The organism is Microbacterium sp. Kw_RZR3 (assembly GCF_029222405.1).
Lineage (GTDB): Bacteria > Actinomycetota > Actinomycetes > Actinomycetales > Microbacteriaceae > Microbacterium.
In genome coordinates, this window is record NZ_JARHXC010000296.1 from 1 (window position 1) to 14,315 (window position 14,315).

Below are 14,315 nucleotides of genomic sequence, written 5' to 3' on the forward strand. Positions count from 1 at the left end.
TCAGGAGAGACGTCGGTGGCGAAGACGGGGCTCCCCGGCAGGTCGTCGTCGACGTCGTGGCGCAGAGCGAGAAGCAGCATCCCGGCGCCGAAGGCGGCGTCGGCGGGCGTTGCGACGGGGGAGGGCGCGGCGGCGGAGCTCCCGGATGCCGACGACGAGGCCGGGACGCCCGACACGCTCTGTGTGGCGAGGGGCGTCGGAGCGTCGGCGGGAACCGCGGGGGACGCGGGGGCGGCGATCTGCGTCGGCGGCGCGGAGTGCGCAGCGGCGGTGAAGAACGCGGCGGTCGCGCGAGCGTGCACGATGAGCGCGTCGGTGGGGTTGGCCGGGGGAGCCGTCGACGATGCGTCCACCAGCAGCGGGGACGCGGGGTCAGTCGCCACCGGCGCGGCCGGGGGCGTGACGACTCCGCCCGGGTCGACCGGCTCTACGGGCATCGGAACCGTCGGCACGACCGGAATCGAGGGGATGATGGGCGTCACCGGAGCGACGGGGTCGACGGAGGGAAGCTCGCCGACGATCACTGGAACCGTGCCGTCGACCGTGTCGCCCACGTCGGTGACGACGCCCCCGAGGCCCGTGTCGTCGACGATGGGTCCGACCACGGGCAGCGCCTCGACGGTGTCGACGACGGGCTCGACGATCGTGCCGCCCACGCCTGAGTCGACGACATCGGACACCCCCTGCGTCGCGTCGTCGATGATGGCGTCGACCGTGCCGAGTGCTCCACCGGTGACGTCACCCGCCGTGTCGGAGACGGCGCTCGCCGTGTCGGTGACGGTGTCGGTCACCGTGTCGGTGATCTCGGTGACCGGGGCCGCGACGGGCTCGGGCAGCGCTTCGGAGACGGTGTCGGAGACGGATGCCGCGGTGTCGGCGACGTGATCGGTGACAGGTTCGACGGCATCGGTGACGGGGCGGGCGACGTCGGCGACCGCATCGGTCGCGTCGTCGACGGTCGAGGCGATTCCGCCGAGCAGACCGGATCCCCCGCCGTCATCGGCCGACGCGGACGTCACCGAGAGGATGAGCGAGAGGAGCGCGAGGGCGAATGCCGCGCAGGCGCCGGCGATGAGCAATCGCAGCGTGTGCGACACTCCCCGCTTCGCCGTGGCATCCATCGATGCACCCCCAAAGAATCGTGAGCGACTCTGCGGCGGCAACGGTACGCCTGCGTCGGCGGGTTCGATAGGGCGGGGGTGAAATCTCGGTAGTCGGTAAGTAACCGCGGGATGACGGGCGACACGCCGGATGGGAAAAATGATTTGACAGCCGGGACCTTGGATGGCTAGGCGTCCGGCGAGTTATCCCCCGAGTTGTGCACATGCGAACCCCGTAGCGCACAACCTTCAAGCCGAAGTTCACGCAGGTTTCAAACAGAAAAGCTGTGGAGAGATTTATCCCTGGTTGGAGGGCTATTTTTGCCCAAAATTCGTATCCATCCACCTAGTTGTCCACAGTAGTTGTGCACAGACGTGGCGGCGTTTCCCGCAAACTCTCCACAGAGTTATCCACAGGTCTGTTTGCATGTGGAGACAGTGGTATCTAGCGTGGGGGCAGCCCCTCGGGCATCCCCCTCACCACCGGCGCGCGTCGATGTCGGATGTTGGTGATTTCATGCTGGCGAGATCGTCCCACCCGCAGCGTTCCCGACCTTCCCACGCGCGCGCGCGAGGAGGTGAGGGGGCGTCGGAGCACTGAAGGAGAGCACGTGTCGATCGCTGACATCGCCGAAGAGCGTCTCGGAAAAGCCCCGCGCCCCGAGCGCACCCCGCCGCACGACATGCTCGCCGAGCAGAGCGCTCTGGGCGGCATGCTCCTGTCGAAGGATGCCGTGGCAGATGTCATCGAGACCCTTCGCGGCCCCGACTTCTACGTGCCGAAGCACGAGCTGATCTTCGAGGCGATCCTCACCCTCTACTCGCACGGTGAGCCGACCGACGTCGTCGCCGTCACCGACGAGCTCATCAAGACCGGCGAGCTGCAGCGCGCCGGCGGGCCCGACTATCTCCACACCCTCACCTCGATCGTCCCGACCGCCGCGAACGCCGGTTACTACGCGTCGATCGTCGCCGAGCGCGCTCTGCTCCGCCGCCTCGTCGAGGCCGGCACCCGCATCGTGCAGATGGGGTACGCCGGCGAGGGCGACCCGACCGAGCTCGTCAACAGCGCGCAGGCCGAGATCTACAACGTCTCGGGCGACGACAGCGCCGAGGACTACATCCCCCTGACGGTCGCGGTGGATGCCGCCGTCGACGAGATCGAGGCCGCCCGTGGCCGCGACGGGTCGATGACCGGCATCCCCACCGGCTTCGCCGGTCTCGACCAGCTGACCAACGGTCTGCACCCGGGTCAGATGATCGTGCTCGCCGCGCGTCCCGCAATGGGTAAGTCGACGCTCGCGCTCGACTTCGCCCGCGCGGCCGCGATCAAGTCGAACGCGCCCTGCATCTTCTTCTCGCTCGAGATGGGCCGGTCCGAGATCGCGATGCGCCTGCTCAGTGCCGAAGGCGCCATCCCGCTGCAGAGCATGCGCAAGGGCACGCTCGACTCGCGCGACTGGACCACCGTCGCCGCCACCCGCGGCCGCATCAACGACGCGCCCCTCTACATCGACGACAGCCCGAACATGACGCTCGTCGAGATCCGCGCGAAGTGCCGTCGCCTGAAGCAGCGCGAGGGTCTGAAGATGGTCGTCATCGATTACCTGCAGCTGCTTACGAGCGGTAAGCGCGTGGAGTCGCGCCAGCAGGAGGTCAGTGAGTTCTCGCGTGCGCTGAAGCTGATGGCGAAGGAGCTGCAGGTTCCCGTCATCGCGCTCTCGCAGCTGAATCGTGGTGCCGAGCAGCGCGCCGACAAGAAGCCCGCCCTGAGCGACCTGCGTGAGTCGGGCTCGATCGAGCAGGATGCCGACATGGTCGTGCTGCTGCACCGCGAGGCCGCGTACGAGAAGGACTCCCCGCGCGCCGGCGAGGCGGATCTGATCGTGGCGAAGCACCGTAACGGTCCGACCGACACGATCACGGTGGCGTTCCAGGGGCACTATTCGCGATTCGCGGATATGGCGCCGGGGATGTAATCGATCGGTTGTAGAGATTGTTCTGGAATGTCCATTTCGCGGGTGGAACGCCTGCGCGGTGTCCAAATGGACACTTCGGCGGTTGTGATCTATCGCCCGCTGCCGACGCTGACAAGTTCAAGCGCTACATCGACCACGGCATGTACGAGGAGGTCAGCGCGGACAACGCGGACTTCTCGTAGGGCGCCGTCGGTCGATCTGGGCAGCCGCGTCGAGGGCGAATCGACGCCCCGCGGGACAGCCGTGCACTCGGTGAGCCGGAGAAGGCTGGCGTCCCCGAGCATCGGGCGGCGATGTCGGACCCCCTTCGTACACTCGATAGAAAAGCCCGACCGAAAGCGGAGTACGCCACGATGGCTCACCTGAAACAGCAGTTCAAGGATGCGTTGAGTTCCATCGAGCCTGGCGTTGACAAAGCCAATGCACCGGAGGCGCATCGGTTAGTCCGCGGAGCTCTCCTGGCTGACGCCAAGCTCTCCGAGTACGGAGTGAACCCGGTGTTGATCGGTTCCTACAAGCGAAGCGTGTCGATCAAGCGGGTGAAGGACGTTGACGTGTTCGTCCGTCTCCCCGATCTGCCTAGCGACGTCACCTCGAAGGAAATCCTCGACCGGTTCTTCACCGTCCTCCATGCCGAGTTCGGGCGTGATGACGACGGCCGTCAGCGGACCAAGCGACAGGATCGAAGTCTGCAGGTCTCGTTCCCCGACTACGGCCTCTACGTCGATGCCGTTCCCGCGCGTTCGCATTGGGACGGCGAGACGTGGGAGATCCCGCAGAAGGGCGACGATAACCAGTGGGTGCGCACCAACCCCGAAGCGCTGACGTCGCTATCGACGGCGATGAACACCGCGCACGACGGCTTTTACGTCCCGACGGTGAAGATGCTTCGCCAGACGCGGCGCGCGCTCCTCGGCAAGAAGAAGCCGGGGGGTTTCTTCTTCGAGGTCGCGACCTACCAGGCCTTCGCCTCGGGTCTGGTGACGGGCAGTGATCACGCGGAGTATTACGTGTCGGCGCTCAACGAGGTGAGCAAGATTGTCGAGAACTTCGTCACATACGGCATCGCGATCAGCGACCCCACACTTCCTGGGCACACCATCCGCATCCGCGCGACGGAAGACGAACTGGAGGCAGCTCGGAGTCGCTTCGTCGGCGCCGCCGCCGACGCACAGGACGCGCTACAGGAGGAGGACGAGGGCAAAGCCGCCCTCGCGTTCCAGAAGCTGCTCGGCAAGAACGGAGACGACGACACCGTCTTCCCGATGCCGCCAGGCTTCAACGATGACGGGTCGAAACGGGAGTTCGCGATCTCCGCTGGTGAACGGACCGTGCCGGCGGGCAGCAGGACCTTCGGTTGACGATCGCCGAGTACGACGAGTACGTCGCCTACTCCCTTCAGCACTTCGAAGAAGGCTTGATTCGCGCGGGCTTCGTCGAGGGCGAAACCGGGTGGCGAGGCACGATCGCGCATCCGGACGGGTCGACAGAGGTCGTGATCTCGTTTCGTGCCCGTTTTCCGTTCCACCCGCCGCGCGTCGTTCCCGTCGACCCAGACAGCGTCACCTGGTCCTGGCATCGAGAGCTGGACGGCGCGCTCTGTTTGGTCGCGGAAGACGACCACGACGACCTGTGGTGGACAGAGGCGTCGGCCTTCCTGGAGCACGTGACCGCGTGGTTCGAGCAGGCGGATGCTGGGTGGCCAAATGATCGGCCCGATCTGGATCTCGAGCGATACTTCCGCTCATCTGAAGACGGGCGCCTTTATCTCTACGACGACCTTGCCGGGTACCCCAACGGCTTCGTGCGATTCCGCCCAGGTAGCAACAACACGATGCGGATTGGAAGCGGCACCCGCCCGCCGAAGGCGTCCAAGCACAGCAAGGACCGCTTTGGCTATATTGCCGATCTCGGCGACATAGACGTTCCACCGCGATCCTGGCAGGACGTCGCAGCTCGCGTCGCCCCCGACGTGGACCTCGACCGGCGGATCCGGAACCACCTGGTCGACATCGTCGTGCTCATCTACCGTCGCGGCATGCATGACGGGGCGATCGTCCTCGAAGTATGGCCGACGAAAGATGGGGGCACCGCCGTCCGGCGCCTCCGCGCGGCATCCGACACCATCGCGGCGAAGACGGCCCGCGCAGGGGCAGTTGCGCCTCTGCTCCACGAAGCTCGGGTCGCGATCGTCGGCGTCGGCGCGCTTGGCTCCTTCACGGCCGATCTGCTCGTGCGCGCCGGCGTGCGCCACTTGACGCTTGTCGACGACGACATCGTCATGCCCGGTAACGTCATCCGCCACCTCGTCGGGCCGGAGATGGTCGGGTTGTCGAAAGTCACCGCGGTCAGACGACATCTCATCGCCCGGCATGAGATCGCCGCAGACGACATTGAAGAGCTCGACGATGCTGTCTTGTCCGGGGACGTCGCCATGGAACTTCTGACGAGTCACGATCTCGTCGTGGATACCAGCGCCGACTTCGCCACGACCGCGCTCCTGCATGTCGCGGCCAGGTCCGCGCGGAAACGAATCGTCTCTGCCTCGATTCAGAACGACGGCGCCACCTACCGCGTCGACCTGCTCCCGCCACTCGAGGGCGCCGACCCGCTTCCGAGCTCGAGCGTCGACGTCGACCAGCAGCCGGCCGCAGCGTTCGAAGCCGGATGTGGCAGCCCGATCTCGCCAACACCACCCCACGTCGTGGTCGAGGCGGCATCTGTGACCGTCCGTCACGTCATCGGTCTCCTCACCGGAAGTCCCGTCCACTCCTCAGGGGAAGTACGAAACCTGGTCGACCTAGCAAGGACTCCCTAATGACTCGATCCGCTCCGAGCATCGACATGCGCGCTGACGCGCACGAGACGATCGCATCCGCGACGGCGAAACGGCTACCCCTCGAAACCGGCGGCATCCTCCTCGGGTACCGCGAGATAGACAACGTCGTGATCACTCACGCCCTCGTGGTTGATGGCGGCGGCGCGACAAAGGACCGTTACGTCCGCGACGACGTTGAGGCGAATGAACAGCTCGCAAAGTTCCTCTCGGATAGAGCAGAGGACGACCCAATCGGCTACGTCGGTGAGTGGCACAGCCATCCCGCACCGTCCGGCCCGAGCACAATCGACCGCAACGCAATGCGGGCCGCCGCCAAAGCCGCTGACGGCCCCGTCGCGCTCGTCATATTCACGCCTGGCGAAACTGGCGCGTACTTCGGCCTGATCGCACGACGTCAGCGACTCGGCCGAGTCGTCACGCGTGATGCGAACGTGACCCTCCCCGCGCCTCGATTCGGTGCGCTCGGTCCGCTTCCTTACGGCGCAGTTCGAGGTGATGGGCCCGTGTTCATCTCGTATCGACAGTCCGACGGGACACAGCAAGCGGAGTCCTTCGAGAACCTGCTCAGAGCTGCGGGTGTCGTCGTTTGGAGAGATCGCGTAGACCTGCGACCAGGGACGACCACCGACCGGCTCGAGCAAGCGCTCACCGAAGGACTTTCGGCAGGCGTGCTCGTCGTAACTCCCGACATCGTCGACAGCGAGATCGTCCGCGAACGCGAACTCCCCCGACTTCTCCAGCTCGACGAGGATCCCGCGTTCAGTCTGTGCATCGCCAACAAGATCGCACGGGCGGGAAGCGGGTCGAAATGCGACTACGACGCCCCCGACCGACTGCTGAGACTCTCGCCAGCACGAATTATGGCCGACAAGAAGCAAGCCAACGTTCTCGACCCCGCAGGCGAGCTCGAAATCACTCGCGACCTCCTCATGCACCGCATCGAACAACGCCGACCTGAGATCCGCGCCGGGGGCCGAGATCTCACCATTCGAGTACAGAGCCGCCCTGCTCCGTCCGCCGTGGATGCCGACCACGACGACCTTCACATGCGGATCAAGGAGGCCACCGAAGGACGGCTCCCGTCGCCCCACGGCCTCGAGCTCCTCCGGCGAACGCTCCCGCTGACCGGTGACGCTGTGTTCGCAGCAGGCGCGCAGCGCGTGCAGATCTCCGGCGGAGCACACCTCTCAATCGGACTCGCCCTCGGAGCGGCTTTGCCCGAAACCAAGATCGGCAACGTCACGGTTCTCGATGTGCAGAACAATGCCTGGGAGTCCACACCAACGAGCAACGATCCGGGCGCGACCCAACTCAACGTGGAGTCGCTCGCCACAGAGGTCACCCAGCCGAGCACCGGGGCGGACCGAGTCGCGGTCTTCGTAACGCTCACCGCGGCCCCGGACCTCACGGCGTTCGAGCGCCTCGTGCGCGAATCCCTAGAGGGCTTCGTGAGCGTGGAGATCGTCTCCCTCACAAGCTCCGGTCGGATCGATCCCCGGGAAGCGGGGAGCCTCGGGCAATCCGTCGCTCAGCACCTCAAGCGCCTGTCTGCAGATCATGGGCGGGCCGAAGTACATCTCGCCTTCCACGGCCCCTTCCCTATGGCCGTGCTTGTCGGGCGGTACCTCAATACGCTTCGCACCATCGCCTACGAATGGGACGGCGACACGATCAGCGGTCCCCGCTACCGACCGGTGCTCGCCATCGAGCCGGGAGTCGCCGGTGGTCCGATCACCGAAGTACTCCTCGAACGTCGGAACTGAGCACAGTCGTCCGTGACCCCTCCATTACCGCGCCGGCGCGCGACCTCGGAAGCGACGTGCTCGGTCCCGCCGCGGAGCGCTCCCGGACGATGACCGCAATCGGCTCCTCTCCCCCATGAAGGCCTCCGAACCATGCGTCAACGAGAGCAATGAGATTGGCGCGATCGCGAAAGCATCAACGCCGATGTGGACACTCGGTGCCCGAGGCCGGTCTCGGGATTGTGGCTGTGGCCATGCATCAGAGGAAGCCCGTGGTCGACGGCGCGACGTAGCGATCATGCCACTGCCCATTCACCGAGTAGCGTCATGCGACGCCGGCAGACGGCTCTTCGCGCAGGCGCCGGGCACGGCCTCGGGGAGGCTCGTCCAGTCCGCCTCCTAAGGCAGCGGCACGAACCGGTTCAGGGCACGGTTGGTCTTGGAACTGCGCGGGCGGCAGGGAATTGTCCGAGCGGTTCCTGCAACTGCCTAGAGCGGCGTCCGTGTGGGGCTCACGCGGAGAACTCGAACTTTCGTTTCAGAGAATGGCCCCAGGCGTAGTCCTTCGTCTCGCGCTGAATGCGCCCCAGGACAATGCTGGGGGCAATGCCGAGATCAGCGGCAATCTCCTGCACGGCGGCGATGTCTCTGCCCCTGGGTAGGGTCGCTGCGATCGCGGGCGAGATGAGGAGGTCGGACGCCCACGTGTTGGCCTCGTCTTCCGCTGTGGTGTGATCGCCGCTTAGATACAGGTCTTTGTCTCCGTGCAGGAGGACGTGCCCGAGCTCGTGGAACAGGGTGAACCAAAGCTGGTCGTCGGATTTCCAGAGAAGCGAGAGCTGGATTAGTGGGCGGCCCCCTATCCAGCGCGTCGCACCGTGGATGCCGAGACCGGGCACGGCAGGGATGAAACACAGGACGACCCCCACAGCATGGAGGCTGTCGATAGCGGTGCGTACGGCATCGAGAGGCTCGTCTGACGCAGTGAGTGCGCGCAACTCCGGCAGGAGCGCGTGTAGCCCGGGACGATCGAATGGCGGCCCGTCACTGCGCTCGCCGGAGCTGTTCTCCGCGAGAGCGAGCCACGTCGCGAGCTTGGCTACGTCGTCACGCGCTGTCGCTGTCCGGCGGTAAGCGACACTTCCGTGGCGCCAGGTCGTCCAAAACGCGTCCAGATCAGCGACACGGAGGATCTCGAGGAGTTGCCGTACGGTACCTGCTCGATCTCGTGCGTTGGCCGTGACGTAGCCGAACTTGCGAAGGTACTGCAGGGGAAAGGCTTTGGCCCGGTCATACTGCGCAGCCAGCTCTTGCTCGGAGGCGAGGCGCGCCAGGTCTCCACGATAGGTCGACTCGTAAAGGTTCCAGAGCCGCGCCGGAATCCCGGTGACACGCTCGAGATCGAGTGCCACCTGATGGGACAGGGGAGCCTTGCCGCTCAGCAGCTCGCTTACATGCTTGCGCGAGGTGCCCAGCCGGCGCGCGAGCTCAGCTGCATTGAGGTCTTCGTCCTCCATCCACTCGGCGATGAAGTCGCCAGTGGTGACGATGTAGTTCGGGGTGGCGGTCATGACGGCTCCTTTCCTGCTCGGATGGTTACTTGCGGTGATAGTCGACGATCTCGACGATCAGTACGGTGGCGTCGTCTCCGTCCGGGTCGACGATCAGTCGCCAATTCGGGGACAGTCGCGCTGACCACTGTCCGGCTCGATTGCCATGAAGCTCTTCCCAGCGGCCGCGACCCTGGAGGAGTAGTGGCATGTCAGTCGTTGCTCGGAGGTCGAACAGGCGCAGCTTCAGCGCCTTCGCGACGGGCACCCCGAAACGCTTCTGCATCTGACGTTCGTCAGTGCAGACTCGCTCGAGGTCGGCGTTCGCGTACCGCAGCTGCATCTACGTATGTTACCTAAATCGTAACACTTGCCATTGTTGGTACGGGAGATCGGATGCGGTTCGCGATAGGCGTGAGCGGGCAATTCGAGGTGAGGTCGGCAATCTCGCAGCTGGGGCCGGAATGAGTTGCCCCAGTTAGTTGTTGCGTCAACTAACCGCGGTCGGACCGTCCGATCCGCAGGCCGAAGGACGTGTTCGATGACCGCTTTCGCGCTGACCTGGCGCCCGTCTCCCCTTCACACCGTCGGCGCGGCGGCCGACGCCACGCGCATGGACACGGTCGAACTCCTCGTCGGAGACCTCGACGCGCAGACGGAGTTCTACCGCCGCGCTGTCACTCTCGACGTGCTCGACCAGTCCGGTCCGCGCGCAACCCTCGGGCGTGACGGTATCCCGATCGTGACCCTCACCCACACGCCCGACCTGCCGCCCTTCCGCCGGCACGATGCCGGGCTGTACCACACGGCCATCGCGTTCCCCGATCGCGCGGCGCTCGCCGCGGCGGTCATGTCGATGGCCCGTCACGCGGGGCATCTGTACGAGGGCGCGACCGATCACACGTTCAGCAACGCCTTCTACTTCCACGACCCCGAGGGCAACGGCATCGAGCTCTACTGGGATCGCCCGGTCGAGGTCTGGCAGAACAAGCCCGCCGGATGGATGCCGCAGAACCTGGCGATCGACCCGAACGCGTTCCTCCGCGAGCACTTCGACCCCTCGCGCGAGAGCACCGACGAGGCCACGATCGGCCACGTGCACCTGCAGGTCGGCGACATCGCGACGGCGCGCCGCTTCTACGTCGACACCCTCGGCTTCGACGTCGTCATGGACCTCGGGTCCGCGCTGTTCATCTCCGCCGGCGGCTACCACCACCACATCGGCATGAACACGTGGCACAGCGCCGGCGCCGGCCCCCGTGCGGTCTCGCTCGGCCTGGGCGATGTCCGTCTCCGGATGCCAGAGCGCAGTGACGTGCTCGCCCTCGCCGATCGTGCACGCCACGCTGGCATCGCCACGGAGGACGACGGGCGGAGTCTCCGGCTCCGCGACCCCTGGGGAACCCTGTTGACCGTCACGCCGGAAAAAGGTGCGGCATGAACGCGGCGATCTCTCTCCTTCCGCGCGCGGAGGTGCGCACCGAGGTGCGTATCCCGCTGCGATTCGCCGACGGCTTCGAGACCACCGCGCGGGTGTCGACCTTCCGTCACCTCGCCGACGGTGCCGAGCACCTGCTCCTGTCGTTCGACGGAACCTCACCGAGCGACGACGTTCCCCTGGTGCGGCTGCACAGCGAGTGCCTCACGGGCGACGTGTTCGGTTCGGAGCGGTGCGACTGCGGCCCGCAGCTGCGCGAAGCCGTCGAGCGGCTGTCGATCGAGGGTGGCGCGCTGCTCTACCTGCGGCAGGAGGGCCGTGGCATCGGGCTGTACGCGAAGCTCGACGCGTACGCGTTGCAGGATGCCGGACTCGACACCTACGAGGCGAACACCGCCCTGGGGCACGGGGAAGACGAACGCGATTACACCGCGGCCGCGCAGATGCTCGATGCGGTCGGACTCCGCGGCATCCGGCTTCTGACGAACAATCCCGACAAGGTCGCGCAGCTGACCGCGCTCGGGATCACCGTCCATGGCGTCGTGCCGACCGGAGTGCACCTGACGGCGGCGAACGCTCGCTATCTGCGGGCGAAGCGCGATCACACCGGCCACCACCTCGACCTCGGGGTAGCGTGAGGGCGCGGTAGCCCTCCCGCTCCCGACGTTCGGAGTACCTGATGACCTACGCCGTTCCGCGCATGACCCCCGAAGAGGGCGAAGCCTGGCTCGGACTCTTGCGCGTCTGCAATCTGTTGCCGAGCGAGCTCGATGCGCAGTTGTCGCGCGACTCCGGGATGACGCATTACGAGTTCGGCCTCATGTCGTACCTGCGCGCGATGCCCGAGTCGACGGCATCCATGACCGAAATCGCCGAGGCCACGAACGCCACCCTTCCGCGGGTGTCGCACGTGTGCCGGCGGTTGGAGGGGCGGGGGCTGGTCGAGAAGTCGATCTCGGCCGCCGATCGACGCGTCAGCATGGCCACTCTGACCGCGGCGGGGCGACGGGAGTTGATTCGCGCGACGCCTCGACACATCGCCACCGCGCGCCGGCTCGTGATCGACGCGCTCTCGCCGGAAGATCTGGCTCACCTCTCGCGGATCACCGCGATTCTCGGGAAGAATCTCGATCCGTTGCACCGGTTCGGCCCCCGGGGATGAAGGAGCGCTCGATGATCACGCGTGTCGGTGAACCATGAAGCTTCTGCTGACCTCCGGTGGTGTCACGAACGACAGCATCCGTGCCGCTCTCGTCGAGCTGCTCGGCGAGCCGATCGAGGAGTCGCGCGCGTTGGTGATCCCGACGGCGCAGTGGGGTCACCCGATGTGCACGCCCGAGAGTCTGTGGCGGACCGTTTCGGGGAGGACGCGTCTCGTCGAGCTGGGCTGGGAGTCTGTCGGGGTCCTCGAGCTCCTCGCTCTGCCCACCATGCGTCGCGAGCGCTGGGAGCCGTGGGTGCGAGAGGCCGATGTCCTCCTCGTCGACGGAGGCGAGGCGATGTACCTCGCGCACTGGCTGCGCGAGTCGGGGCTCGCTGACCTGCTTCCGTCACTGTCAGACACGGTGTGGGTCGGGGTGAGTGCCGGCAGCATGGTGCTGACGCCGCGCATCGGGCCGGAGTTCGTCGAGTGGCAGCCGGACGGCACCAACGAGACTCTCGGTCTCGTCGGGTTCTCGATCTTCCCTCACCTCGACTACCCGGGCTGGTCGTCGAACACCACGGAGAGCGGGCGGCGATGGGCGTCGAAGATCGGCGTGCCGGCCTACGCGATCGACGACGAGACGGCCCTCATGGTCGAGGGCGATGAGGTGCGCGTGGTGTCGGAGGGGCACTGGGAGCACTTCGCAGGCGGGGCTTAGCCGGGGGCTCGATCAGCCCCGGAGGGCGTGGTCGACGGGCATCGCGCGGGTCCAGCCCTGCTCGTGCAGCCGCTGCGTCCCGGTGAGGATCAGGTCGAGGGCGAAGCCGAACTCGGCGTCGTCGTCGCAGGCCTCTCCCGCGTGCGGAGAGGTGGTGGTCATGCGCACGATCGCGGGATACGACGCGGCGAAGGCTGCCATCGCGCGCGCACGTTCGTCGGGATCGCTGGGCGGTTGGGGGGTCGGCAGCACGTCGCGCGTGAAGCCCCACATGCGTGTCGAGAGGGCGTGCATCGTGTGATGCACGAGGTCGGCCGAGAGCCCGCCGGCGAACATGCCCGCCATGAGGGCGTCCATGTGCCGCAGGGTCAGCGGGGTCGCGAGCGGGCGCGTCTCGATCGCTTCTCGAGCCCAGGGGTGCGCGGCGAACGCCGCTCGGGCCGCGAAGATCCGCGCCCGGGTCGCGTGCATCCAGTCGCCTTCGGCGTCGACGTCGGGGATGCCGGCGATCACGTGGTCGAGCATGTTGTCGATCAGCTCGGAACGGTTGGCGACGTGGTTATACAGCGCCATCGGGGTGACCTTCAGCTGGTCGGCGAGGGCCCGCATGCTCGTCCGATCGAGTCCCTGCTCGTCGGCCATCGCGACCGCGGCCTCGACGACGCGCTCCCTGTCGAGGCGCGGCAGAGTTGACATATGTACAGCGTATATCCATACTCTCGATCATGCAGGCATACACCGTATATACCGACGCTCCTCCATCCGTTTCGCGGCACACCCCGCGCCAGCACGCCCGCGCCGCCGGCATCCTCTACTTGGTGACCCACGTGACGTCGGTCGTCGCCGTGGTCGCGTATGGTGCCGGGCTTCTCCCGGCGGGAATCACGCTCGAGTTCGCCCTCGCGATCGGGTGCGCGGGGACGGGGGTGCTGCTCTGGCACCTCCTGCGCGCCTTTGGGCCGGTCCGCGCCGCGACCTTCGCTCTGCTTCGCGCGGTCGAGGCGGCGGTCATCATCGCCGGGACGCTGCCGATGCTCGCGATGATGTGGGCGCCGTCGGCTGGGGGCGCGGTGGCGGAGGTGGCATCCGCGATGCACACCGCCTCGTTCCTCGTGGGTCAGGGCTTGGTGATCAGCGTCAATACGATCGTGCTGGGGTGGCTGCTGTGGGACGCGCGCGTCGTGCCCCGCGCGCTCGCCGCGCTGGGCCTCGTCGGAGGCGCGCTCGTGCTCGCGAGCAACCTCTGCCAGCTGTGGGCGGTCATCCCTCTCAATGGGCCGGTCGCCGGGGTGGCGGCACTGCCGGTGTTCGCGTTCGAGGTCTGGCTCGCGATCCTGCTCATCGTCCGCGGGTTCCGGGAGCCTGTCGCTGCGGACCTCTCCGCCCAGCCGAGTGGCCCGATAGGGTCACCGGCATGACCGATCGCGCCGTCCCGAACCTGCCGTCCCGCGACTTCGACGCCACCATCGCGTTCTACGGCGGGTTCGGCTTCGAGCAGGACTACCGGGACGAGGGCTGGCTGATCCTCCGGCGCGGCGAGCTCTCGCTGGAGTTCTTCCCTTTCGCCGACCTCGATCCCGCCAGCAGCTCGTTCATGTGCAGCATCCGCGTCGACGACGTCGACGAGTTGTACCGGCGGATCACGGCGGCCGGCGTCGTCGAGAAGACGGTCGGGTTCCCGCGCGTTCACCCGGTGGCGACGCAGCCGTCGGGTTTGCGGATCGGGAACCTGATCGACATCGACGGCACGCAGTTGAACCTGATCGAGAACCCCGTGCCGTCGTACGTGGACTGAGCTTTCCTAA

At 66.6% G+C, this 14,315-nt stretch carries 14 protein-coding genes; 10 read left to right on the forward strand and 4 right to left on the reverse strand.

Annotation, left to right across the window (positions count from 1 at the left end):
• Positions 1-1,121, reverse strand: a 1,121-nt coding sequence (locus P2P98_RS16440) for a hypothetical protein (protein ID WP_275801337.1), incomplete at its 3' end; no start/stop codon positions are given.
• A gap of 590 nt (positions 1,122-1,711) precedes the next feature.
• On the opposite strand from P2P98_RS16440, the gene dnaB reads away from it, so the two are divergent.
• The 4 genes from dnaB to P2P98_RS16460 all read left to right on the forward strand — a co-directional run bounded on the left by dnaB (position 1,712) and on the right by P2P98_RS16460 (position 7,681).
• Positions 1,712-3,079 carry a replicative DNA helicase gene (dnaB, locus tag P2P98_RS16445; RefSeq protein ID WP_058596991.1) on the forward strand — a complete coding sequence of 456 codons (1,368 nt, stop codon included), beginning with the start codon at positions 1,712-1,714 and terminating at the stop codon, positions 3,077-3,079.
• Between the two features lie 353 nt (positions 3,080-3,432).
• Complete coding sequence (locus P2P98_RS16450; RefSeq protein ID WP_275801338.1) at positions 3,433-4,440, forward strand: nucleotidyltransferase; 1,008 nt, start codon at positions 3,433-3,435, stop codon at positions 4,438-4,440.
• Positions 4,437-5,897 (forward strand): ThiF family adenylyltransferase, encoded by a 1,461-nt coding sequence (locus tag P2P98_RS16455; RefSeq protein WP_275801339.1) that lies wholly within the window; start codon positions 4,437-4,439, stop codon positions 5,895-5,897. Before P2P98_RS16450 ends, P2P98_RS16455 begins: the two co-directional genes overlap by 4 nt.
• Positions 5,897-7,681 carry an SAVED domain-containing protein gene (locus tag P2P98_RS16460; RefSeq protein ID WP_275801340.1) on the forward strand — a complete coding sequence of 595 codons (1,785 nt, stop codon included), beginning with the start codon at positions 5,897-5,899 and terminating at the stop codon, positions 7,679-7,681. The genes P2P98_RS16455 and P2P98_RS16460 overlap by 1 nt, the downstream gene beginning before the upstream one ends.
• 491 nt (positions 7,682-8,172) lie before the next feature.
• Here P2P98_RS16460 and P2P98_RS16465 read toward each other — a convergent pair whose 3' ends face one another.
• On the reverse strand, positions 8,173-9,231 hold the full coding sequence (locus P2P98_RS16465) for an ImmA/IrrE family metallo-endopeptidase (protein WP_275801341.1): 1,059 nt from the start codon (positions 9,229-9,231) through the stop codon (positions 8,173-8,175).
• 25 nt (positions 9,232-9,256) lie between these two features.
• Positions 9,257-9,553: a type II toxin-antitoxin system RelE/ParE family toxin gene (locus tag P2P98_RS16470; protein WP_275801342.1), complete on the reverse strand. Its 297-nt coding sequence runs from the start codon at positions 9,551-9,553 to the stop codon at positions 9,257-9,259.
• 198 nt (positions 9,554-9,751) lie between these two features.
• Here P2P98_RS16470 and P2P98_RS16475 point away from each other — a divergent pair, with 198 nt between their 5' ends.
• The 4 genes from P2P98_RS16475 to P2P98_RS16490 are packed head-to-tail and all read left to right on the forward strand — an operon-like array spanning position 9,752 to position 12,510.
• Positions 9,752-10,651, forward strand: a complete 900-nt coding sequence (locus tag P2P98_RS16475; RefSeq protein ID WP_275801343.1) for a VOC family protein — start codon at positions 9,752-9,754, stop codon at positions 10,649-10,651.
• Positions 10,648-11,286 carry a GTP cyclohydrolase II gene (ribA, locus tag P2P98_RS16480; RefSeq protein WP_275801345.1) on the forward strand — a complete coding sequence of 213 codons (639 nt, stop codon included), beginning with the start codon at positions 10,648-10,650 and terminating at the stop codon, positions 11,284-11,286. Before P2P98_RS16475 ends, ribA begins: the two co-directional genes overlap by 4 nt.
• Before the next feature lie 41 nt (positions 11,287-11,327).
• On the forward strand, positions 11,328-11,810 hold the full coding sequence (locus P2P98_RS16485) for a MarR family winged helix-turn-helix transcriptional regulator (RefSeq protein ID WP_275801346.1): 483 nt from the start codon (positions 11,328-11,330) through the stop codon (positions 11,808-11,810).
• 34 nt (positions 11,811-11,844) lie between these two features.
• Complete coding sequence (locus tag P2P98_RS16490) at positions 11,845-12,510, forward strand: Type 1 glutamine amidotransferase-like domain-containing protein (RefSeq protein ID WP_275801347.1); 666 nt, start codon at positions 11,845-11,847, stop codon at positions 12,508-12,510.
• A gap of 12 nt (positions 12,511-12,522) precedes the next feature.
• On the opposite strand, the gene P2P98_RS16495 is transcribed toward P2P98_RS16490, so the two are convergent.
• Positions 12,523-13,206, reverse strand: coding sequence for a TetR/AcrR family transcriptional regulator C-terminal domain-containing protein (locus P2P98_RS16495; RefSeq protein WP_275801348.1), 684 nt, complete (start codon positions 13,204-13,206; stop codon positions 12,523-12,525).
• Between the two features lie 29 nt (positions 13,207-13,235).
• Between P2P98_RS16495 and P2P98_RS16500 the strand changes: the two genes are divergently transcribed.
• Positions 13,236-13,928 carry a DUF4386 domain-containing protein gene (locus P2P98_RS16500; protein WP_275801349.1) on the forward strand — a complete coding sequence of 231 codons (693 nt, stop codon included), beginning with the start codon at positions 13,236-13,238 and terminating at the stop codon, positions 13,926-13,928.
• Positions 13,925-14,305 carry a bleomycin resistance protein gene (locus P2P98_RS16505; protein ID WP_275801350.1) on the forward strand — a complete coding sequence of 127 codons (381 nt, stop codon included), beginning with the start codon at positions 13,925-13,927 and terminating at the stop codon, positions 14,303-14,305. Before P2P98_RS16500 ends, P2P98_RS16505 begins: the two co-directional genes overlap by 4 nt.
• The last annotated feature ends 10 nt before the right edge of the window (positions 14,306-14,315 follow it).